The following is a 21,099-nucleotide window of genomic DNA, read 5'->3' on the forward strand; positions in this document are numbered from 1 at the left end:
GTCGACCCCCACTCCGTCTCGGCTTCGCCGAGCCACCTCTCCCCCGATCGACGGGGTAGAGGAAGGGCGCGAGCCTATTGCCGCCAACGCTTTCCAACGAGGCTCCCTTCCTTTCCCTCCGGAGGGGAAGGTGGCGCTGCGAAGCAGCGACGGACTGAGGAAGCCGGTCCTCGAACGCGAGTTCGACGACGACATGGTTTTGCTGTCAGGCCGCGCCTACTTCACCGACACGCTCTGCCCACCCTCGACCGCCAGCACCAGCCGGCGGTTGGTGATCCGCGCCAGTTGCGCCAGCCGTCCGGCCGGGCGTTCGCCGTAAAGATCGGAAAGTGAGGCCGGCAGCACCAGCGCCAACGTGCCATTGCCGCGGTTTTCCCATTTCAGCCGCGGCATGACGCCGGGCATGGCCGCAGTCAGCAGATAGACGACGCGCAGCACCGCCGCCAGGATGCGGGCGCGCTCGAGATAGCGCGGCGTCGCCAGGCCGCGGATTTCCGGCGCCGCATCGTTGAACACGCCTTCGTGGCGGAACAGGCCGACCAGCGCCAGGAAGGCACGGCCGGGGTGATCGACGCCAATGAAGGAGGCGTGGGCAATGATGTTGAGCGACTGCTTGCCGCGATATTCCGGGTGTGCGCGCCAGCCTATATCGGCCAGCAGACAGGCAGCGTGGCGATAGCGCGCCTCATCCTCCGTCTCGTCGATGCCGAAGGCGGCAAAGGTCTTGTCCGTCCATTCGACAAGCTCATGCGCATGGGTGACCGAGCGCGACCGCAGTCGCGCCAGTTCCTCCGAAGCGGAGACCAGCGGATCGGCCTTCTGCTCGGCAGGGTCGAGCAGCGAATAGAGAAACCCTTCGCGCACGCCCAATGCCGAGACGATGATCTTCGACGGCTGCATCGCCGCCATGATCTCCTGCAGCACGACCGCGCCATAGGGCAGCAGCGAACGGCGGTTCTTCGACACACCTTCGATGCCCTTGACCTTCTCGATCTCGCCTTTCGCCACCTGCTTCAGGAAATTGGCGGCGCTTTCGACACCGATCTCATAGTGGTGCATGACGCCAAGCGGGTAGTTGGTCATTTCCATGTGCAGCCGGGCAAGGTTTCGCCAGGTGCCGCCAACGGCGTAAAAGGGCCGTCCCAGCCCGCCCTTCAACAATTTGGCGCGCGCCAGTTCGTCGCGGGTGATCTTTGCCGCCTGGGCGAGCGAATTCCTGGCCATGTCCTGCAGCCGCAGGCCACCCAGCGGCAGCGTGATGCCGTCGCCGATCGCCTCGCCATTGATGTCGATAAGCTCCAGGCTGCCGCCGCCAAGATCGCCGGCAATGCCATTGGCGGGGTGGAAGCCCGAAATGACGCCAAGCGCTGAATAATGCGCCTCCTGCCGGCCAGTGAGCACGCGGATCTCGGTCTTGAGCACATCCTGGGCGCGGTGGATGAAGTCGGGTCCGTTGATCGCTTCGCGGGCCGCGGCCGTTGCCAGCACAAACATGTGCTCCGCACCCGCCTGGTCGGAGAGCGCGCGGAAACGGCGGAACTCCTCCATCGAGCGCGTCACCGCCTCGGGATCGAGCTTGCCGGTCGAAACGATGCCGCGGCCGAGACCGGCCAGCATCTTTTCGTTAAACAGCAAGGTAGGCGAGCGCGCCAGCCCTTCATAGACGACAAGGCGGATCGAGTTCGAGCCGATGTCGATGATGGACAGCGGCCGGCGATCCTGCAGCCGGCCTTGGGACGTTGAAATCATCAGCCGGTGTTCTTCTTGCGACGCTTGAACTGCGCGATGCGCTTGGGCGCATGCGACTTCAGCGCGTCACCCCGTCCCGACAGGCTCGGATTGGTCATGAAATATTCCTGCGCGTTGAACGGTTCCTCACCCTCCTCCAGCACGACGCGCCGGGAGGTTCCGTCAGCCAATACGTCGAAACTTTGCTGGTTGTCCATGATGTTGCCCAGCATGATCTGGCCAAGGATTTGTTCATGCACCGTCGGATTAGTGATCGGCACCATAGTCTCGACGCGGCGGTCGAGATTGCGTGGCATCAAGTCGGCCGAGGCGATGTAGACGATCGCCTCGTCCGACGGCAGGCCATGGCCGTTGCCGAAGCAGTAGATGCGGCTGTGTTCGAGGAAGCGGCCGACGATCGACTTGACCCTGATGTTTTCCGACAGGCCGGGCACCTGCGGCCGCAGGCAGCAGATGCCCCGCACGACGAGATCGATCTCAACGCCGGCACGGCTGGCGTCATAGAGCGCGTCGATGATGTTGGGATCGACGAGCGCGTTCATCTTCATCCAGATGCGCGCCGGACGGCCAGCCAGCGCGTAGGCGACCTCGTCGGCAATGTGCTTGAGGATACGGCTGCGCAGCGTAAACGGCGAGATGGCGATCCGCATCTCATCGGTCGGCTCGGCGTAGCCGGTGATGAAGTTGAACAGCTGGGCGACATCGCGCGCGATCGTCGGATCGGTGGTGAAGAAGGACAGGTCGGTGTAGATGCGCGCGGTCACCGGATGGTAGTTGCCGGTGCCGAGATGTACATAGTTGCGCAGCTTGCCGTCCTCACGCCGCACCACGAGCGACATTTTCGCATGGGTTTTCAGTTCGAGGAAGCCGAACACGACCTGGACGCCGGCGCGTTCGAGGTCGCGCGCCCAGCGGATGTTGGCTTCCTCGTCGAAGCGCGCCTTGAGCTCGACCAGGGCGGTCACCGACTTGCCGGCCTCGGCCGCGTCGACCAAGGCGCGCACGATCGGGCTGTCGTTGGAGGTGCGGTAGAGCGTCTGCTTGATTGCCACCACCTCCGGGTCGGCCATTGCCTGGCGCAGGAACTGGACCACCACGTCGAAGGATTCATAGGGGTGGTGGACGACGATGTCCTTCTCGCGGATGGCCGCGAAACAATCGCCGCCATGCTCGCGGATGCGCTCGGGAAAGCGCGGATTGTAGGGGGTGAACTTCAGGTCGTCGCGCGGCACGGCGACGATCTCGGAAATCTGGCTGAGCGCCAGCGGGCCGGTCAGAACGCTGATGCGGCTCGAAGAGACGCCAAGCTCGCCGGCGACGAACTCGCGCAATTCACCGGGCATCGACTTGTCGAATTCGATGCGGATGACCGAACCGCGGCGGCGCCGCTTCAGCGCCGTCTCGAACAGGCGCACGAGATCTTCCGACTCTTCCTCGACCTCGATATCGCTGTCCCGGATGATGCGGAAGGTGCCGGAACCCTTGACCTCATAGCCGGGGAACAGCTTGCCGATATAGAGGCCGACAGCCTCCTCCAGCGGAATGAAGCGAACGTGCTGCTTGCGGTCGGGAAGACGGATGAAGCGCTTCAGCGCCACCGGCAGGCGCAGAAGCGCGCTCATCTCCTCGCCATTCTTGCGATGGCGCAATTGCAGCGCCATCGAGAAGCCGAGATTGGGAATGAACGGAAACGGATGCGCCGGGTCGATCGACAGTGGAGTCAGCACCGGGAAAACCTGGTCCTGGAAATGGTCTTCCAGCCAGACTTTCTCATCCTTGGTCAGTGCGTCGCGGGTGATGCTCTCAATGCCTTCCTTATTGAGCAGCAGCATCAGCGCCGAAAGGCTGTTCTGCTGGTCCTCCTGCAGCCGCTCGACCTCGCGCAGCAATTGTTCCAGCTGCTGCTCCGGCGTGCGGCCGTCGGGGCTCTTGAGCGCAATGCCTTCGCGCACCTGGCCGGCAAGGCCGGCGACGCGGACCATGAAGAATTCGTCGAGATTGGCGGCCGAAATCGACAGGAAACGGACGCGTTCGAGCAGCGGATGGTGCTCGTTCTGCGATTCCTCGAGCACACGCCGGTTGAACTGCAGCCAGGAGAACTCACGGTTGACGAACCGATCGGGGTTGCCGCCCTCGGGGCTCGCCACCTCGACATTGATGAATTCGCTCTGCACCGGCTTCAGTTCGTTCATGGTTCCTGCTCTTCCCCGCCAACCGTCCCTTGGAGCGCCGTTGGACGTGCCATGCCTCTAACACGCTTTTGTGACGCATGACCCTTCGGCGAAAACCGTTCCGATTTCAGGGACATGCACTTAACCGGCTCAACGTATCCTCTGACAGGCTTTTGCGACAGTTTCATTTCATCGATCTTGCAAACAGGCCTGTTATGTTCCAGATGCTTTTCGACGAGATCAAGGAGACGACGATGGCAGGCGGTTCCATTCCCCATTTCCAGAACGATGCGGGCCATCCGGCAATCGACATCGGCGTCAAGGAATTCATGTGCACCGGCGCCAACCCGCCCTTCGACCACCCACATGTGTTCCTCGACATGGGCGACGACAATGAAAAGGTCTGCCCGTATTGCTCGACGCTCTACCGCTATTCGGCGAAGCTGAGGGCGACGGAAACGCTGCCGGCTGGTTGCCTTTATATCGACCAGGCCGCCTGATCCTTCCGCGACAAGCCCGATGGAAGACATCAGGTCCCGGCAGGTCATAATCGCCGGGGCCGGCATCGCCGGGCTGACCGCTGCCCTTGCCTTCGCTGGACGGGGTTATCCGGTAAAGCTTATCGAACAGGCACAGCACCTCGAAGCGGCCGGCGCCGGCATCCAGCTTTCGCCCAACGCAACACGCATTCTTGGAAAACTCGGCGTGCTCGACCGACTGCTGCCCGCAGCGTTGCGGCCGGAAGCGGTCGTGCTCAAGGACGCCGGGACGCTGCGCGAACTGGCGCGGGTACCGCTCGGGCACGCCGCCGAAGCGCGCTGGCAGTCGCCTTATCTCGTTGCTCACCGCGCAGATCTGCAGGCAGCGCTGTTGGCGCAAATGGCTGAACGGCCGGAGATTGAGCTCATCACCGGCGCCCGCGTGACCGGCATCGTCAAAGACGCGCAATATGTCGCCGTGACCGCCGAAGTGGACGGCCGCGAGATCGAGGCAGGCGCCAAACTCCTGATCGGCGCCGATGGCGTCTGGTCGGCGGTCCGGGCGCAACTCGCAGGCGAGGACTTCGTCAAAAGCCGTTTTTCGGGCGAACTCGCCTGGCGGGCTACAATCGCAGGCGACGGTGCGGCCGGAGAGGCCTTTGCCGCGATCGGCGCCGCCGACTGCGTCACCACGTTCCTGCATCCAGGCTTCCACATGGTCGCCTATCCCGTCAGCAAAGGCCGGGCCTTCAATCTCGCCGCCTTCACCAAGGGTGAGCGCATGGCCGAAGGTTGGTCGGGCCATGCCGATCCCGCGATCCTCACGGCTGCCCTGCGCGGCACCGCGCCGGGCCTGACGAAGCTTGTGGCACTGGCCGGCCCATGGACGGCCTTTCCGATCCACACCGTCGAACAACAGCGGTGGACGAGCCCGCAGGGCATCGCGCTGATCGGCGACGCTGCGCATGCGATGACGCCGTTTGCCGCACAGGGCGCGGCAATGGCGATAGAAGATGCCATCACGCTTGCCGACGCTATCGCCGATTTCCCTGGCGATCTGCCCAGAAGTTTTCAAATCTGGGAAAATCTTCGGCGGCCGCGTGTCGCCAAGGCCGCGCGTCGTGGGGCCGTAAACCGCCTCGCCTGGCATGCTGCCGGCCCGGTGGCGATCGCCCGCAATCTGTTCCTGGCCATGCGCTCGCCCGACAAGCTCGCCGCCGACCTCGACTGGCTCTATGGATGGCGAGCGGACGCTCGGCAGTCTAGATCGTCGACTTAGCGATCCTTCCCACCGCCCTCTGTCCTGCCGGACATCTCCCCCGCAAGGGGGGAGATTGGATGTCGCCGTCGCCTTCGCCAAAATCGCCGGCGTCGCAGCAGGAGCGCCGCGGGCAAAACGGCTGATCTCCCCCCTTGCGGGGGCGATGGCCGGCAGGCCAGAGGGGGGTGCTGTCCCGCTGACTTCAAAAGATCCAACACTGTCGCGGTGCGATGAAGGACTGCTAGTTATAAAACCGCATCGACAAGCCCAGCGAGGCCGGCAGCGGGTTCCACCAGCCGGTGCGCAGGCCGGCGGTGCGCAGGCCGGCGGCTGTCCAGGTGTTACAGCCGACAAGCGCGTTGAAATGGCCGTTCGCCTCGAAGAAGCGGTCGAAGCTGGAATAGGCGGCGTTCTCGATGACGACCGGACCATGCGGCCCTTGCTGGAAACTCGCGTCGATATAGTCGAGCAGCGCTGCAAAACGTTCCTCATCGATGTCGAAACCGGTGACAGCAGGGTGCGGCTCGGCGATGGCCCCGGCGATATCGACATGCATGACCGAGGCGTCCAGTGTCAGCGCCTTGAGGACGGGCACTGCTTTCAGCTGCGACCAGCTCGGCGTCTCCAGATAGAAGGCCCGGCCGCCCCAGCCAAAGACGATGTAGCTCACTTCCGGGGCGTCGACAGGGATGCCGGCAGCGACCAGGAAATGGAAGCGCCGGCGCACCTCGTCATCGACGGGAATGGCGATGTCGGTGTGGATCGGATTCTCCAGCACCAGAATATGGCGCGTGCCCTCACCCGCCGCTGACGCCGGCCACAGCGGACGCGGCACCAGCGTGCCGAGCGTGGCAGCGAGCGCGACCACGATAATCAGCATGGCCAGGAAACGCAGGTCTTTTCTCATGCGGCGGCGGCCTTGTGTTTCCCTGGCGTTTCAATGGAGAAGATCAACCCCGACCCCAGATAGCAAAAGAGCCCGGCCGCATTACGGCCGGGCTCTTTTGGTTCGCATGAAAATGCTCAGTGCAGGATCTGCGACAGAAACAGCTTCGTGCGCTCGTGGCGCGGATGGTCGAAGAACTCGGCCGGCGTGTTCTGTTCGACGATCTGGCCCTGATCCATGAAGATCACCCGGTTGGCGACCTTGCGGGCAAAGCCCATTTCGTGAGTGACGCACAGCATGGTCATGCCTTCCTCGGCCAGGCCCACCATCGTCTCCAGCACTTCCTTGATCATTTCTGGATCGAGCGCCGAGGTCGGCTCATCGAACAGCATGATGCGCGGGTTCATGCACAGCGAACGCGCGATCGCCACGCGCTGCTGCTGGCCGCCCGACAGCTGGCCCGGATATTTGTTGGCCTGTTCGGGGATCTTGACGCGCTTGAGGAAGTGCATCGCGATTTCCTCGGCCTGCTTCTTCGGCGTCTTGCGCACCCAGATCGGCGCCAGCGTGCAGTTCTCCAGGATGGTCAGATGCGGGAACAGGTTGAAGTGCTGGAACACCATGCCGACCTCGCGGCGCACCTCGTCGATCTTCTTGAGATCGTTGGTGAGTTCCTTGCCGTCGACGATGATCTTGCCCTTCTGGTGCTCTTCCAGCCGGTTGATGCAGCGGATCATGGTCGACTTGCCCGAGCCCGAAGGACCGCAGATGACGATGCGCTCGCCGCGCATCACCTTGAGGTTGATGTCCTTCAGCACATGGAACTCGCCATACCATTTGTGCATGCCGATGATGTCGATTGCGACATCGGTGGTCGAGATGTGCATCTTCTTGGCATCGACCTTGATCTCTTCGGCGCTGACGGCGTTTTCTATGACCATGGCAGGTTCCCCTTTTTGTTCTGTCTTTTAGCTATGATGCATGTCGTTGTCCCAAAACCGCTAAACACTTTTGGGCGACATGCATCAACGTTTGTGGCCGGTGTCGAGCCGGCGTTCCGTATACATCGAATAGCGCGACATGCCGAAGCAGAACAGCCAGAAGACGAAGGCTGCGAAGATCAGGCCGGACTTGGTGGTCTGCGGCGTCGCCCAGTTGGGATCGGAGAAGTTCTGCTTGACGACACCGAGCAGGTCGAACATCGAGATGATGATAACCAGGCTTGTGTCTTTCAACATGCCGATGAAGGTGTTGACGATGCCGGGTATGACCAGCTTCAGCGCTTGCGGCAGCACGATAAGGTTCATCTTCTGCCAGTAACCGAGACCAAGCGAATCCGCACCCTCATACTGGCCCTTGGGGATCGCCTGCAGACCGCCGCGCACCACCTCCGCCATGTAGGCGGCGGCAAACAACGAGAAGCCGATCAGCGCCCTGAGGAACTTGTCGAAGGAAACGCCGGGGGGCAGGAACAGCGGCAGCATGACGCTGGCAAAGAACAGGACGGTGATCAGCGGGATGCCGCGAACGAATTCGATGAAGATAACGCACAGCATCTTGACTATCGGCATCTTCGAGCGCCGACCGAGCGCCAGCACGATGCCGAACGGCAGCGACACTGCAATGCCGACGAAGGCCAGGCTGAGCGTCACCAGCAGGCCGCCCCATAGCTGCGTCTCCACATGCGGCAGGCCGAACATGCCGCCGACCAGCAGCACGAAAGCGACGATCGGCAGCACCAGGAAAAGCAGGATCGCGTTCAGCCCCTTGCGCGGCACGCGCGGGATCAGCAGCGGCACCAGCAGCGCCACGAACAGTATGGCGACCAGGATCGGCCGCCAGCGCTCCTCAATAGGATAGCGGCCGAGCATGAATTGGCCGAACTTGGCGTTGACGAACGCCCAGCAAGCGCCGGACCAGCCATCCGGCTGAACGCCGCCTTGCGCCGCCGTGGCGCATACCGAGCGATCGGACCCTACCCACTGGGCGCTGATGAAGGCCCAGTTGATGATTGGCGGCAGGATCATCACCACCAGTGCGATGCCCAGTACGGTCAGGATGGTGTCGCCCACTGAACCGATCAGGTTCTTGCGGACCCAGGCGATGGGGCCCCGCACGCCGGCCGGCGCCTGTTGCGCCAGGGCCATTTCGGTCCGCACCCAGGCGGTATCGTGTTCCTGCATGGCCTTACCTCTCCACCAGCGCCATCCTGGCGTTGACCACATTCATGACCGCCGACGTCACCAGGCTGATGACGAGATAGACGACCATCATGATCAGCACGTTTTCGACCGCCTGCCCCGTCTGGTTGAGCACTGTGCCGGCGGTCGCCGTCAGATCCGGGTACGCAATAGCGATGGCCAGCGATGAGTTCTTGGTCAGGTTGAGATACTGGCTGGTCAGCGGCGGGATGACGATGCGCATGGCTTGCGGCACGACGACAAGCCGCAGGATCGATCCCGGCCGCAATCCCAGAGCACCAGCCGCTTCCGACTGGCCCTTCGAGACGCCGAGAATGCCGGCACGCACGATCTCTGCAATAAAGGAGGCCGTGTAGCAGGACAGCGCCAGATAGAGCGAAAGGAATTCCGGCCCGATGTGGAAACCGCCGGCCAGGTTGAAGGTCGATTGCTTCGGAAAATCGAAGGTCAGGGGAAAGCCGCTCAGCGCATAGGCCAGAAGCGGCAGGCCGACGATCAGCGCCAGGGACGTCCAGAACACGGGAAACTGCTGACCGGTCGCCATCTGCCGCTGGCGCGCCGTGCGGGCGACGAACCATGCCATGGCGATGCCGACAAGCAAGGCGACAAAGATCAGCCAGGAGCCATCACCCCAGATGGCACGAGGAAGATAGAAGCCGCGCTGGTTGAGAAAAGAGCCGAATGGCAGGTTGATGCTTTCGCGCACCACGGGCAAGACCGCCAGCACGCCCGAATACCAGAAGAAGATCACCAGCAGCGGCGGGATGTTGCGGAAAATCTCGACATAGACCGTGCAGATCTTGCGGATCAGCCAGTTGTGCGACAAGCGGCCGATGCCGACGATGAAGCCGATGATGGTTGCGGTGATGATGCCGGCAACGGCGACGATGAGGGTGTTGATCAGCCCGACGACAATGGCTTTGCCATAGGTGTCGTCCGAGTTGTAAGGGATGGCACTGACTGAGATATCGAAGCCGGCACGGCTTTTCAGGTAGCCGAACCCGGAAGAAATGTGCAGGCGCTGCAGATTGTCGATGACGTTGTGGACAATCCACCAGACGCTCGCCACCAGCAAGACGACAACCACCGCCTGGAAGACAACTCCACGGACTTTTGGATCGTTGATGAAGGAACCGCGGCTCGGCTCCTCGCGTAGGACTTCCTGCGACGCCATTGCCCATCCCCTGCAAAGAGAAACCGGAAGGCAGACAATCTGCCTTCCGGATCGCATTTCGATCAGCGGATCGGTGGCGCGTATTGCAGGCCGCCCTTGGTCCACAGCGCATTGATGCCGCGCGCGATCTTCAGCGGGCTGCCGGTGCCGACATTGCGCTCGAACATCTCACCGTAATTGCCGACTGCCTTGACGATGTTGACGACCCAGTCATTGCTAACGCCGAGATCGGTGCCGATCTTGGTTTCGGGTTCCTGGCCGAGCACGCGCTTGATCTCCGGGTTGTCCGAGGTCTTCATCTCGTCGACATTGGCCTGGGTGATGCCCAGTTCCTCTGCCTGCAGCAGCGCGAAATAGGTCCACTTGACAATGTGGTACCACTGGTCGTCCCCCTGGCGCACGGCCGGGCCGAGCGGTTCCTTGGAGATGATCTCGGGCAACACGACATGGTCTGCCGGCGCGCTGAGCGTCAGGCGGATGCCGTAGAGACCCGACTGGTCGGTGGTGTAGACATCGCAACGGCCCGCGTCATAGGCGGCGTTGACCTCTTCAAGCTTTTCGAAGACGACCGGGTTGTACTCCATCTTGTTCGCCTTGAAGTAGTCGGCGAGGTTGAGCTCGGTCGTGGTGCCGCTCTGCACGCAGACTGCCGCACCCGAAAGCTGCAGCGCCGAATTGACGCCCGGCAGCTTCTTGGCGTTGATCATGAAGCCCTGGCCGTCATAATAGGTGACGCCGACGAAGTTCAGGCCAAGTGCCGTATCGCGATTGATGGTCCAGGTGGTGTTGCGCGACAGGATGTCGACTTCGCCCGACTGCAGCGCGGTGAAGCGCTCCTTGGCGCTGAGCGGCGTGAACTTGACCTTGGTGCCGTCGCCGAAGACGGCGGCCGCGACCGCGCGGCAGAAATCCACATCGATGCCTTTCCATTCACCCTTGTCGTCAGGCGCAGCGAAGCCGGCAAGACCTGTGTTGGTACCGCACTGGATGAAGCCTTTCGCCTTGACGTCGTCGAGCGTGCTCGCCGACGCGGCCGAAGCCATCCATCCAAGCGCAGCGGCGCCGAGAATGCCAATTGCAATGTGTTTCATAACCCACAGACCCTTTTCTGTTTTCAGGTAAACCCTGATCCTCAGGCAAATCCTGATCTTTTCCCGCGTGAACCCGGCTCCCATCCGGCTCATTCCCGGAACCCCGCGTCGTAACCGACGCCCGGCCCCTCCCATTCACGAACTGCATCGAAGGCGATTATCTCTGTGAGGTCAAGGGAAATGACCGTTTCACGACAGCTTTGAAAACCAATTGCCGCAAATGCCTGAATTGCAGACAACAGCATCAGGAAAGCAGCGAGCCCCGCAAATAAAACCGGCAAAGTCCGTCGACGCTAATCCACATCCACTCATGAAATCCGCGGCTCTGGATCGCCACGCATTCCAGACTATTCATGGGGGAATTGGCCTATGCAAAGGGCACCGCCTGGCGGGCGCCCGCTGTTGCACGGCCAATGCCGCCGCTCTATGGCTAGCGCTTTCACCACAAGGCGAAGAGCAATGGCGACTGACGGCAACGAAATGGGTAGAAACACGCGGCTTGCCCATTCGGGCAACAATCCGCACGACTATTTCGGCTTCGTCAATCCGCCGATCGTGCATGCCTCGACCGTGCTCTATCCCAATGCGTCGGCGATGGCGGCTCGCAGCCAGAAATACACCTATGGCACACGCGGCACGCCGACCACCGATGCGTTGGCGCATGCGATCGACGCGCTGGAAGGCTCCGCCGGCACCATAATCGTGCCGTCGGGCCTGGCGGCGGTGACCGTCCCGTTGCTGGCGTTTCTCTCGGCAGGCGATCACATCCTGATTGTCGATTCCGTCTACCATCCGACCCGCAATTTCGCCGACACGATGCTGAAGCGGCTGGGTGTCGAGGTCGAGTATTACGCTCCGCATGCCGGCGCCAGCATCGCCAGCTTGATCAAGCCGAACACCAAAGTCGTGTTTACGGAATCACCGGCCTCCAACACCTTCGAGGTGCAGGACGTTCCGGCGATCGCCAAGGCCGCGCATGAAACGGGCGCCATCGTCATGATGGACAACACCTGGGCAACGCCGCTCTATTTCCGCCCGCTCGACCACGGCGTCGATATCTCGATCCATGCGGCGACGAAATATCCGGCCGGCCATTCGGACGTGCTGCTGGGCACAGTGTCTGCCAATGCCAACTGCTGGAAGCAGCTTTGCGAGACGTTCTACACGATGGGCTGCTGCGCCGGCCCCGACGACGTCTACCAAGTCCTGCGCGGCCTGCGCACGATGGGCGTTCGGCTGGATCACCATCAAAAGAGCGCGCTTGCCATTGCCGTCTGGCTTGAAGGCCAGCCCGGCGTGGCCCGCGTGCTGCACCCGGCGCTCCCCAGCCACCCCGACCACGCGGTGTGGAAGCGTGATTTTTCCGGCTCGAGCGGCATCTTTTCCATCGTGCTCAAAGGCGGCGGCCAGAGACAGCAGCATGCCTTCCTCGATGCGTTGAAAATCTTCGGTCTCGGCTATTCCTGGGGCGGCTATGAGAGCCTTGCCGTGCCGGTCTTCCTCGGCGACCGTACCGTCGCCAAGGGCCCCTATGACGGCCCGCTGATCCGGCTGCAGATCGGGCTCGAGGATGTCGAGGACCTCAAGGCCGATATCCTGCGCGGGCTGGAAGCGGCCGCTGCGGCATGACACCAGCAAACTTGCCAAGCTGATTCCGCTAGCCGGCTTAACCCGTTGAAAGGATTGGCGAGCGACTTTCGTAGGACGATCGACCTCGCAAAGCCGCTCATCGGTCAACCAAGCGCAATGTTATTTCCCCAACGCGCGCATTTTCGGATCGGTTTGACTTTCAAAATCGTCGGTCCAACGCCATTGCAGGCGCTGCGCGCACAATTCCAGCCGGACTGAGCTTGCCATGGCCTTTCGTCTCTTTGTCCCCATTCTCGCCGGCGCGACGCTGCGCGAGCGCCTCATCGCCTGCATCGGGGCGATGATCGGCATTGCGCTGACCGGCGCGATCGGCGCGCTGGTGCTTGGCAACGGCCCGCATGTGCCGCTGCTGGTGGCGCCGATGGGGGCGTCGGCGGTGCTGCTGTTTGCGGTGCCTGCAAGCCCGCTGGCGCAGCCATGGTCGATCATCGGCGGCAATACAATATCGGCGCTGGTCGGCGTGATCGTGGCCCATTTCGTCCATCAGCCCGTTCTCGCCACGGGCATTGCCGTGGCGATGGCGATCGCCGCCATGTCGTTCTCGCGCTGCCTGCATCCGCCGGGCGGAGCCGCCGCACTGACCGCCGTGCTCGGCGGGCCGGCCGTGATCGGTGCGGGCTTCCTGTTTCCGTTCGTGCCGGTGGCGCTGAACTCCATGATGCTGGTCGCGCTCGGCTATGCTTTCCACAGGCTGTCGCGACGCAGCTACCCGCATGTGCCGGCCCCTGCCCCGAAAAGCACGCACGGAACCATCGATCCGCCGGCTCAGGAGCGCATCGGCTTCCGGGCCGAGGACATCGATGCCGCGCTGGCTGCGCTCGACGAGACCTTCGACATCGACCGCAACGATCTCGAACAGCTGCTGCGACAGGTCGAACTGCAAGCGACGATGCGCGCACACCGAACCATGTTGTGCGAGGACATCATGTCGCGCGACGTGATTTCGGTCAATGAACACGCGTCCGCCGATCGGGCGCGTCATCTGCTGCTCGACCACAATATCCGCACGCTGCCGGTTGTCGACAAGGACGCCAGGCTGGTCGGCACCGTTGGATTGAGGGAATTGGCGCGAGCCGACGAAGCCGTCGGAAGCGTTACGTCGACAGCGTCGACCGCCGCCGCCGGTACGCCCGCCATGGCCCTGCTACCGGTGCTCACCGACGGCCGCACCCATGCAGTCATCATCGTGGACGGGGACAGCCGCATCCTTGGCCTGATCACGCAGACCGACCTGCTTGCGGCCACGGCGCGAGTGCAGGCTGCTGACAAGCCGCTGGCGGAAGCAGTATTCTAGGCGCCGTCGGAGCCGGGCGAAAATGGCCGGGAACCTTTTGCCGGCGATGTCATCCAATGTCTTGATCGAGGTTTCGGACGGGGATTGGATCGAGGAACTGGCCATGCCTGCTATGTCTGTACCAATGCCCACGGCTGCTTCAAGCGAGATGCTTCTCGTGCGCCGCGCGCTGGCACGCGAAGGCAACGCCTTCTGCATCATCATGAAGACCCATAATCAGCGGCTCTATCGCATCGCTCGCGGGGTGGTGCGCAACGATGCCGAAGCCGAGGACATCGTCCAGGAGGCCTATGTCAGAGCCTTTGCCCATCTCGATGCCTTTCGCGGGGAGTCCTCATTGGCCACCTGGCTGTCGCGCATCGTCATCAACGAGGCGCTCGGCCGTCTGCGCAAAAGGCGGCGGACGGTGGCGAAAAACCCGCAAGCCGAAATCATCCAGTTCCCCCTCAATCCCAGCGACGATCCGGAGCGGACGATGGCGCAGCGGCAGATCCTCGAGTTGGTGGAACGGGCGACCGACAGCCTGCCCGATGTTTATCGGACGGTGTTCGTGGCGCGGGTTATCGAGGGGCTCAGTATCGAGGAGACCGCCGAGCTGCTTGGCGTGCGGCCGGAAACCGTCAAGACAAGGCTACACCGCGCCCGCGCCCTGGTACGTAAGGCACTCGACGACCAGATCGGGCCGGTGCTGCTCGACGCCTTCCCGTTTGCCGGCCGGCGCTGCGACAGGCTGACCAGCGCCGTCATGCAGCGGCTCGGCCTGGAGAGCTGATCATCGGCTGATTTGGCCGATTTCCCCGGGAACGTTTGCCGCCGCTGCGCATCCAATGACCGTCAACTGAAAAACATGGCCCGGCGCGATCCCGCGTCCGGGCGAAGGAGATGCCATGCTTACCCGACACACCGCCGCCCTCGCTGCCTTGCTGCTGCTTGGCGCTGCCCCGCTCGCACAAGCCGCCGACAAGCCGACGGACCCGCAGATCGCCCACATCGCCTACACGGCAGGCGTCATCGATGTGGAAGCCGCCAAGCAGGCGATCAAGAAATCGAAGACCAAGGAGGTCGTGGATTTCGCCAACGACATGGTGCGCGACCACGAAGCGGTCAACGCGCAGGCACTGGAACTGGTAAAGAAGCTGAAGGTGACGCCGGAAGACAACGCAACCAGCCAGGCGCTGACCAAGGCTGCGGCCGAGGAGCGGGCGAAGCTCGCCAAACTCGACGGCGCAGCCTTTGACAAAGCCTATGTCGACAACGAGATCGCCTACCACAAACAGGTCGACGGCGCGCTTGAAACCCTTTTGATCCCATCGGCCAGCAATGCCGAGTTGAAGAGCCTGCTGCAGACCGGCCTGAAGATTTTCCAGGGCCATGAACAGCACGCCGAGCATGTTGCAGGTATGCTGAAGTAAGGACCAGGCCATGTCGAAACGGCTGCTATGGATTGCACTGGCGCTGGTCTTCGGGACCTCACCCGTGCAGGCCGAAACCATCCAGGTCACCATCGACAAGCTTGTCTTTTCGCCGACCACCGTCGAGGCGAAGGTCGGCGACACGATCAAGTGGGTGAACAATGACGTGTTCGCCCACACGGCTACCGTCAAGGGCGGCTGGGAAGTGATGATCCCGCCGAAGTCAACAGCGAGCCTGACCCTGCAGAAGGCGGAAGCGGTCGACTATTTCTGCCGCTTCCACCCCAACATGAAAGGTCATCTGGCCGTGACGGCGCCTTGATCGCGGTCCGCAAGCCCGTCCTGCTGCGTTGAGGCTCGCCTGGCTTCATCCGGCCGGGTGATGTGCGTCCACGAGCCGTGACAGCCCGGCTGGCGGCGTGCGATCCAGGCATCCAGCCCTTCGCGCAGATCAGCGGTCGGAGCCATGCGGGCGAACTGCTCGGCCTCGACAGCCAAGCCATCCGCGATGCTCTGGTTCAGGCCGCGCGCCACTGCTGTGAGGATCGAGGCAATTGCTGCAGGAGAATGCCTGGTCACGCGCCGGGCGAGATCAATTGCGGCGGGCATCAGCTCCTCATGCGGCACCACCTGATTGACGAGGCCGAGTTCGAGGGCGCGCGGCGGCGGGAACCAATCGCCGGTCAACAGCAGCTCGAGCGCCCGCTTGCGCCCTGCCAGCCTCGGAAGCCGCTGCGTGCCGCCGAAAGCAGGCGGCATTGCAAGGTTGATCTCAGGCTTGGCGAACAAGGCGCGGTCGCTGGCGATAGCGAGCGGCACGGCTTCGGTGATCTCGCAGCCGCCGCCGAAGGCGATGCCGTTGACGGCGGCGATGACGGGCTTGCGGAATGCCTCCAGCCTTGCAGTCAGCCGCTGTCCGCGCATGACGAAGTCGCGCAGGGCAACGTCGACGCCGATGGCCACGCTGCCTGAGAATTCAAGGATGTCGGCGCCGGCGGAGAAGGCGCGCGCTCCTGCTCCAGTGAGGATGATGGCGCGGATGGCATCGTCGGTCTCGGCGGCATCGAGGAGCGCAAGCAGGCGATCAATCAGCGCATAGTTCAAGGCGTTGAGCTTTTCCGGCCGATTAAGTGTGAGGATGGCGATCCCGTCGCGGGCCTCGGTGAGCACAAGCTCGGTCATGTCTTTTCCTTCCCTGTGTTTGTCGACCGGAGAGGATCAGGCTTTCGGTTGTATGTATATTCACTAGTCGGTATACTTGCCCTATGAGCGAAGCACCGAACCCCACCCGCAAACGCATTGTCGATGCCGCAACGAAGCTGTTCTATGCCGAGGGGATCGGCCGCGTCAGCGTCGATGCAGTGGCGGAAAAAGCCGGGCTGACCAAGCGCACGCTCTACTATCATTTCAAGAGCAAGGACGATTTGATCGCGGCCTATCTCGACGGTCGCGACCAGCCGAACCTCAAGCAGATGGCCGGCTGGTTCGAGACGGCCGAAGGCGATGTCGAGCGCAAGGTCGAGGCGATTTTCACCAATCTGGCGCGCGTGGCGAAGCACCCGAAATGGAGAGGCTGCGGCTTTCTGCGCACGGCAGCCGAACTCGCTTCCATGCCCGGACACCCGGCCGTTAAAGCGGGGGCGCGGCATAAGCAGAATTTCGAGACCTGGCTGGCCGGCGAACTCACAGGCCACGGCGTCGACGAGCCGCAGACCCTGGCGCGCGAAATCGTGCTTTTGATGGACGGCGCGTTCTCGATCATGCTGATCCACCGCAACCCCGACTATGTCGAGGCGGCCGGACATGCCGCTGCAACGCTGGTTCGGGCAAGGTCAGGATCGGCGACTATCCGCTAGAGCGTTCATCGTTTAATGAAGACGGCGAAACACGCTATCTCTTTGTTTTGACGCAATTCCGGACCGAAAAACCGCTTCACACTTTTTCCTGGAATTGCTCTAGAATCCAGCCGCCAGCCATGCCGTCCCGACGGCAAGGGTCAGCAGCGTCAGTGGCAGGCCGACCTTGAAGAAGGCTGAGAAGGACAGCTGCGTGCCGGCCGCCCGCGCCTGTTCGGCGACGATCAGGTTGGCGACTGAGCCGAGCAAGGTGAAGTTGCCCGCCAGCGTCGAGCTCATCGCCACCACCAGCCAGGCACGCCCGGGGTTTTCAAGGCCGGGTATGAATGGCCGCAGCGCCAGCACGGCCGGAACATTGCTCATGATGTTGGAGAGCACCGCGGTGAAGCCCGATAGACGCCAGACGTCGTCCAGCCCGAGGTTCTTGGCCGAGGCGATGATGTCGGGCGTCAGCAGCGTCTTTTCGGCGCCGGCGACAACGATGAACAGGCCGGCGAACATGAACAGCAGCGGGCCGTCGATCTCGCGGTAGATGCGGGCCGGCTTGATGGCGCGGGTGAGCAGCAGGATGGCCCCGCCGATGAGCGCTGCCTTGGCAACCGGAACGCCGGCGAAGAAGGCGATGGCCAGGCCAATGCAGACAACCACCGCCTTCAGCACCTGTCCCGGCAGCATGCGGCCGCGATAGACTTCCGGGTTGAGATCGGCGGGGCGGGCGAATTCGGCGCGGTAGACGATGCGCACGATGACGACGACCGCGACGAGGCCGAAGAGGGCAACCGGCGCCAGGGCGGCCGAAAAGGCTGGGTAGGAAATTCCCGACAGCGCGCCGATGACCATGTTCTGCGGGTTGCCGGTGATGGTGGCGACGCTGCCGCAGTTGGACGCGGTGGCGGTGGCGATCAGATAGGGAATGGGATTGCGATTGATGACACGGGTGACGTGGACGACGATCGGCGCCATGACCAGGCAGATGGCGTCGTTGACCAGGAACGCCGACAACACGCCGGTCAACAGCGTCACCATCACCAGCAGCACGAAAGGCGCGTGCGCATGCTCGATAGCGTAGGCGCCAAGCGCCCGGAAGGCGCCGGACACCTTCAGATGCGCCACCACGATCATCATGCCGAGCAGCAGCGTAATGGTGTCGAAATTGATGGCGCGATAGGCATCTTCCATACTGAGTGCGCCGATGGCGATCATCGCCGCCCCCCCCAGCAAGGCGATCCCTGCCCGGTCGAGACGGAGGCCTGGAATACGCCCGACTGCGACGCCGGCATAAGTCAGGACAAGGATCAAAAGTGCCGCTGCGCCCATCAATGTCATTGGCAGACATCCTTGTCCAAACGAACCGACGCAGGAACGGACTGTTCCCGCTCAGGCATTTGCCGGGCAGCTTTAACGCCGCTCCAGCAAAGCGAAAGCCTATAACGATCCGAATGCGAAAATCGGTGGGCAAAATCGCGGGTCGACCGATGCCGGGAGCAACCGGAGCTTGATCTTGAGACGGCCGAAATTGGGAATGAGACACGCGCGGCGGACTGCGGCGGACTGAGATCGCCATCCGCGAAACTTCCCCCTCGGAAGGCTCGTGATCTATGTGATTAAATTCTAATTTAGGCTTTCCGGGTATGGATAGCTTAGCCGTATTTCGGCCTTGGGGTTTCAGATGGTCCAGGTTCTTGAGAGGGAATGCCGTGTCTCGGAAAACGAGGCTCTGCTGGCGCGTCCGATAGAATGTCCACAATGCCACGGAACCCGCAAGGTGTTTGTCTGTGCCCGGTGGGCGAGCTCGAACGGCCATTGCTGCCCTGGAGGAACACACCGGCTCAGGTGCCCCGGTCACAGCGTCACGTGCATGGAGTGCGAAGAGAACCTTGAGCGTATCTGAAAGCGATCGCGACCATTTCCTGTTCGGAAAACGCAAAAAGCCCGCTCCGGCGAACCGGAGCGGGCTTTGCAACCATACGCCAAGAGTACCCTGCTGAGACCAGTACCCTGCCGAGAGCCGACCCGCTTTGCGTTTCCGCCACTGCAATAAATTGGTAGCGGCACTTCCAGAAAAAGCGATTGTTGGCTAACCGCCGTCGGATTACTCGCCCGACTGGCCGTCGCCAGTCACACTGCTGCCCAGAATTCCAAAGTCCTGAGACTTAGTTCCTTGTCCCGCAGTCAGGAATCCATCCGCATCCAGGCCGCGCCGCAGCAGTTCCCGCACCGCCGCGGACCGGCTTGGCATGCGCTTTTCGAAGCGCCAGTTTTCCAAGGCAGCCAATTCCTCGGCTGTCAGCATGATCTGCAGTCGCTCGGGTCGTTCCAGCTCGGCCATTCGCGCCTCCAACCGTCAAGACCAAAAATATGGTGAGTTAGTATGTGTCTCAATTGCAGTATAGCTAGGGGTCCCCGTGCAGCGCGTCAAGAGAGGCTGATGGGTGACTCACATACAAGACCAACGATGAGGAAGACACGCCGATAGCACAACCCGCGCAGTCTGCTAACTACTTGATTTACCTGAGAATATTTTATATTCTTCTTGCCATCGGAAGGTCGTTGGCGCATCTTGACCACGACGGGACAACCGGCTCCTGAAAGGAAGGTTTCCATGCGCTACGGATATTCGGCTCGGCTACGGGAGGATCTCAATTCACGGGTCCTGGGCGCGCTGCGCTCGCGCGGAATGGTCAATATTGCGGTGGTTGCCGAGGACATACGATTGCGTAACCTGGACGAGAACGTCGCCCTTGAAGATGTCGAGCGGCTTGTGATGCAGACGGCCCAACTCTACGGCGCGGTGATGGAATTGGACGGACTGACCTCCGTCGAGGCGGGGAGATTGACTTCGCTTGCCGACGATAAGCACGAACTGTCTGGCATCGGCAATTCCGACACCACAGGCGGCCAAACCGCTCCCCTGCTGGGATTGTCCTAAGGCGCGACCCGCTCTTTCAATCGACAAAATCCGCGAGAGAGATTTGGACCGAGCGCAGCGGCGCCTGGAGCGTCCAGACGACGCCTTGTTCCCCAAATTCCAGTTGTCCGGTGCCGCTAAGCGCTTGTGGTGCAACCCGCTTGAGCACGACGGAGCCAAAACCGCGGCGCGTCGTCCCACTCAGGTTCGGCGGCCTCGTTGTAGAAGGTGATGCGGCCCTGTGTGTCGATGGTGTAGGCTGCAACGGGCAACGCTTCCAACAAACTGGCGGGCCCGACACCTGGGATTCCAATCCCCGCATGTTGGATGACGTATTCCCCTACCCCAAATTCCCCACCTGCTCGATTTGCCCGTTCCGCGGTAGCTGAGATGCACGTGCGAGGTTTCGGTTCCCGTCGTCCCCTTGGGACGGCAATTGTTCTCCTCAGAAAAGGCGATCACCCGCCGGGCGGCGCCGGATCTCAGGGCTCGCGCAAATGTCGACAACGAAGCGCAACTCAGGCCGTCTTTGTCGGAAGCTCGTCAACCCGAGGCGGTTCTCCCGTTAGCCCCGCCTGACGCCAGCAACAAGTTGCCTGGAACTGTGTCGCCGATGGCAAACGACAACATTGCGGCAAACAGGCCCTGATCGGCATCCAGCTTCAAAGGCCGCGGAACGTTGTTTCGCAGCCTTTACGCTGCGCCGATGGCTTCGCATCGACAGGAACCAATCAAGGGCCAGAGCGTTTGCCGCTGCGTACTCTTCTCAGACGTAGCCAGACGGAGTGAGGGACATGGCTTCATCGGTACTTATCGGCGTTCTGATCACTTTCCTTGTGATCATCCTGGTGCTCTATCTCATCCAGCGTCTGCCGCTCGATGGCCGCACGAGGCAGATCGCGCAGATCGTTGTCATCATTATCGGCATCATTTCGCTGTTGAAATACCTGGCCGTATTTTAGGATAA

At 62.2% G+C, this 21,099-nt stretch carries 20 protein-coding genes; 10 read left to right on the forward strand and 10 right to left on the reverse strand.

The window, feature by feature from the left end:
* Positions 1-216: 216 nt before the first annotated feature.
* Both ppx and NKI64_RS21825 read right to left on the reverse strand, forming a co-directional pair.
* Positions 217-1,749 carry an exopolyphosphatase gene (gene ppx, locus NKI64_RS21820; protein WP_023697723.1) on the reverse strand — a complete coding sequence of 511 codons (1,533 nt, stop codon included), beginning with the start codon at positions 1,747-1,749 and terminating at the stop codon, positions 217-219.
* Positions 1,749-3,941, reverse strand: a complete 2,193-nt coding sequence (locus tag NKI64_RS21825; protein WP_023700662.1) for an RNA degradosome polyphosphate kinase — start codon at positions 3,939-3,941, stop codon at positions 1,749-1,751. The genes ppx and NKI64_RS21825 overlap by 1 nt, the downstream gene beginning before the upstream one ends.
* A gap of 233 nt (positions 3,942-4,174) precedes the next feature.
* Here NKI64_RS21825 and NKI64_RS21830 point away from each other — a divergent pair, with 233 nt between their 5' ends.
* Entirely contained in the window at positions 4,175-4,420 is a 246-nt protein-coding gene (locus NKI64_RS21830) for a zinc-finger domain-containing protein (protein WP_023705697.1), read from the forward strand.
* Between the two features lie 19 nt (positions 4,421-4,439).
* Entirely contained in the window at positions 4,440-5,678 is a 1,239-nt protein-coding gene (locus NKI64_RS21835; protein ID WP_352669918.1) for an FAD-dependent monooxygenase, read from the forward strand.
* Positions 5,679-5,901: 223 nt separating this feature from the next.
* On the opposite strand, the gene NKI64_RS21840 is transcribed toward NKI64_RS21835, so the two are convergent.
* The 5 genes from NKI64_RS21840 to NKI64_RS21860 form a co-directional block, all read right to left on the reverse strand.
* Entirely contained in the window at positions 5,902-6,567 is a 666-nt protein-coding gene (locus NKI64_RS21840; protein WP_352669921.1) for a TIGR02117 family protein, read from the reverse strand.
* 116 nt (positions 6,568-6,683) lie between these two features.
* A complete protein-coding gene (locus NKI64_RS21845) occupies positions 6,684-7,487 on the reverse strand; it encodes an amino acid ABC transporter ATP-binding protein (RefSeq protein ID WP_023671483.1) in 804 nt (267 codons plus the stop codon).
* An 84-nt stretch (positions 7,488-7,571) separates the two neighbouring features.
* Positions 7,572-8,729, reverse strand: a complete 1,158-nt coding sequence (locus NKI64_RS21850) for an amino acid ABC transporter permease (protein WP_023684325.1) — start codon at positions 8,727-8,729, stop codon at positions 7,572-7,574.
* 4 nt (positions 8,730-8,733) lie between these two features.
* Positions 8,734-9,921 (reverse strand): amino acid ABC transporter permease, encoded by a 1,188-nt coding sequence (locus NKI64_RS21855; protein WP_023689901.1) that lies wholly within the window; start codon positions 9,919-9,921, stop codon positions 8,734-8,736.
* Positions 9,922-9,983: 62 nt separating this feature from the next.
* Positions 9,984-11,012, reverse strand: coding sequence for an amino acid ABC transporter substrate-binding protein (locus NKI64_RS21860; protein WP_023684327.1), 1,029 nt, complete (start codon positions 11,010-11,012; stop codon positions 9,984-9,986).
* 459 nt (positions 11,013-11,471) lie between these two features.
* Between NKI64_RS21860 and NKI64_RS21865 the strand changes: the two genes are divergently transcribed.
* The 5 genes from NKI64_RS21865 (at position 11,472) to NKI64_RS21885 (ending at position 15,690) form a co-directional block, all read left to right on the forward strand.
* The gene (locus NKI64_RS21865) at positions 11,472-12,641 is read left to right on the forward strand and encodes a cystathionine beta-lyase (protein WP_352669926.1); all 1,170 of its coding nucleotides are present in this window, start codon (positions 11,472-11,474) and stop codon (positions 12,639-12,641) included.
* A gap of 226 nt (positions 12,642-12,867) precedes the next feature.
* Positions 12,868-13,956, forward strand: coding sequence for an HPP family protein (locus NKI64_RS21870; protein WP_352669929.1), 1,089 nt, complete (start codon positions 12,868-12,870; stop codon positions 13,954-13,956).
* 103 nt (positions 13,957-14,059) lie between these two features.
* Positions 14,060-14,728, forward strand: coding sequence for an RNA polymerase sigma factor (locus tag NKI64_RS21875; protein ID WP_023730437.1), 669 nt, complete (start codon positions 14,060-14,062; stop codon positions 14,726-14,728).
* A 115-nt stretch (positions 14,729-14,843) separates the two neighbouring features.
* Entirely contained in the window at positions 14,844-15,368 is a 525-nt protein-coding gene (locus NKI64_RS21880; RefSeq protein WP_023697729.1) for a DUF4142 domain-containing protein, read from the forward strand.
* Between the two features lie 10 nt (positions 15,369-15,378).
* Positions 15,379-15,690 carry a cupredoxin domain-containing protein gene (locus NKI64_RS21885; RefSeq protein ID WP_023743015.1) on the forward strand — a complete coding sequence of 104 codons (312 nt, stop codon included), beginning with the start codon at positions 15,379-15,381 and terminating at the stop codon, positions 15,688-15,690.
* Here the strand turns inward: NKI64_RS21885 and NKI64_RS21890 are convergent.
* A complete protein-coding gene (locus NKI64_RS21890; protein WP_023743016.1) occupies positions 15,666-16,550 on the reverse strand; it encodes a crotonase/enoyl-CoA hydratase family protein in 885 nt (294 codons plus the stop codon). The two genes, NKI64_RS21885 and NKI64_RS21890, sit on opposite strands and share 25 nt — an antisense overlap.
* An 83-nt stretch (positions 16,551-16,633) precedes the next feature.
* Between NKI64_RS21890 and NKI64_RS21895 the strand changes: the two genes are divergently transcribed.
* Positions 16,634-17,224 carry a TetR/AcrR family transcriptional regulator gene (locus NKI64_RS21895; protein ID WP_023727874.1) on the forward strand — a complete coding sequence of 197 codons (591 nt, stop codon included), beginning with the start codon at positions 16,634-16,636 and terminating at the stop codon, positions 17,222-17,224.
* A gap of 99 nt (positions 17,225-17,323) precedes the next feature.
* On the opposite strand, the gene NKI64_RS21900 is transcribed toward NKI64_RS21895, so the two are convergent.
* Together NKI64_RS21900 and NKI64_RS21905 are read right to left on the reverse strand one after the other, a co-directional pair.
* The gene (locus tag NKI64_RS21900; protein WP_031194071.1) at positions 17,324-18,550 is read right to left on the reverse strand and encodes an anion transporter; all 1,227 of its coding nucleotides are present in this window, start codon (positions 18,548-18,550) and stop codon (positions 17,324-17,326) included.
* 766 nt (positions 18,551-19,316) lie between these two features.
* Entirely contained in the window at positions 19,317-19,553 is a 237-nt protein-coding gene (locus tag NKI64_RS21905; RefSeq protein WP_023671471.1) for a hypothetical protein, read from the reverse strand.
* A 273-nt stretch (positions 19,554-19,826) separates the two neighbouring features.
* Here NKI64_RS21905 and NKI64_RS21910 point away from each other — a divergent pair, with 273 nt between their 5' ends.
* Positions 19,827-20,153: a hypothetical protein gene (locus NKI64_RS21910; RefSeq protein ID WP_023727873.1), complete on the forward strand. Its 327-nt coding sequence runs from the start codon at positions 19,827-19,829 to the stop codon at positions 20,151-20,153.
* Between the two features lie 773 nt (positions 20,154-20,926).
* Positions 20,927-21,094, forward strand: a complete 168-nt coding sequence (locus NKI64_RS21915; RefSeq protein ID WP_352669934.1) for a Thivi_2564 family membrane protein — start codon at positions 20,927-20,929, stop codon at positions 21,092-21,094.
* The last annotated feature ends 5 nt before the right edge of the window (positions 21,095-21,099 follow it).

Origin of the sequence: Mesorhizobium sp. M0478, from assembly GCF_040321305.1 — a bacterium.
Lineage (GTDB): Bacteria > Pseudomonadota > Alphaproteobacteria > Rhizobiales > Rhizobiaceae > Mesorhizobium.

Bases quoted from the DNA above. Each gene is read 5' to 3' on its own strand.
- NKI64_RS21825 (WP_023700662.1), bottom strand. From the start codon at position 3,941: ATGAACGAACTGAAGCCGGTGCAGAGCGAATTCATCAATGTCGAGGTG.
- NKI64_RS21850 (WP_023684325.1), bottom strand. From the start codon at position 8,729: ATGCAGGAACACGATACCGCCTGGGTGCGGACCGAAATGGCCCTGGCG.
- NKI64_RS21880 (WP_023697729.1), top strand. From the start codon at position 14,844: ATGCTTACCCGACACACCGCCGCCCTCGCTGCCTTGCTGCTGCTTGGC.
- NKI64_RS21845 (WP_023671483.1), bottom strand. From the start codon at position 7,487: ATGGTCATAGAAAACGCCGTCAGCGCCGAAGAGATCAAGGTCGATGCC.
- NKI64_RS21915 (WP_352669934.1), top strand. From the start codon at position 20,927: ATGGCTTCATCGGTACTTATCGGCGTTCTGATCACTTTCCTTGTGATC.
- NKI64_RS21910 (WP_023727873.1), top strand. From the start codon at position 19,827: ATGCGCTACGGATATTCGGCTCGGCTACGGGAGGATCTCAATTCACGG.
- NKI64_RS21835 (WP_352669918.1), top strand. From the start codon at position 4,440: ATGGAAGACATCAGGTCCCGGCAGGTCATAATCGCCGGGGCCGGCATC.
- NKI64_RS21905 (WP_023671471.1), bottom strand. From the start codon at position 19,553: ATGGCCGAGCTGGAACGACCCGAGCGACTGCAGATCATGCTGACAGCC.
- NKI64_RS21870 (WP_352669929.1), top strand. From the start codon at position 12,868: ATGGCCTTTCGTCTCTTTGTCCCCATTCTCGCCGGCGCGACGCTGCGC.
- NKI64_RS21900 (WP_031194071.1), bottom strand. From the start codon at position 18,550: ATGACATTGATGGGCGCAGCGGCACTTTTGATCCTTGTCCTGACTTAT.
- NKI64_RS21895 (WP_023727874.1), top strand. From the start codon at position 16,634: ATGAGCGAAGCACCGAACCCCACCCGCAAACGCATTGTCGATGCCGCA.
- ppx (WP_023697723.1), bottom strand. From the start codon at position 1,749: ATGATTTCAACGTCCCAAGGCCGGCTGCAGGATCGCCGGCCGCTGTCC.
- NKI64_RS21890 (WP_023743016.1), bottom strand. From the start codon at position 16,550: ATGACCGAGCTTGTGCTCACCGAGGCCCGCGACGGGATCGCCATCCTC.
- NKI64_RS21875 (WP_023730437.1), top strand. From the start codon at position 14,060: ATGCCTGCTATGTCTGTACCAATGCCCACGGCTGCTTCAAGCGAGATG.
- NKI64_RS21885 (WP_023743015.1), top strand. From the start codon at position 15,379: ATGTCGAAACGGCTGCTATGGATTGCACTGGCGCTGGTCTTCGGGACC.
- NKI64_RS21855 (WP_023689901.1), bottom strand. From the start codon at position 9,921: ATGGCGTCGCAGGAAGTCCTACGCGAGGAGCCGAGCCGCGGTTCCTTC.
- NKI64_RS21865 (WP_352669926.1), top strand. From the start codon at position 11,472: ATGGCGACTGACGGCAACGAAATGGGTAGAAACACGCGGCTTGCCCAT.
- NKI64_RS21830 (WP_023705697.1), top strand. From the start codon at position 4,175: ATGGCAGGCGGTTCCATTCCCCATTTCCAGAACGATGCGGGCCATCCG.
- NKI64_RS21860 (WP_023684327.1), bottom strand. From the start codon at position 11,012: ATGAAACACATTGCAATTGGCATTCTCGGCGCCGCTGCGCTTGGATGG.
- NKI64_RS21840 (WP_352669921.1), bottom strand. From the start codon at position 6,567: ATGAGAAAAGACCTGCGTTTCCTGGCCATGCTGATTATCGTGGTCGCG.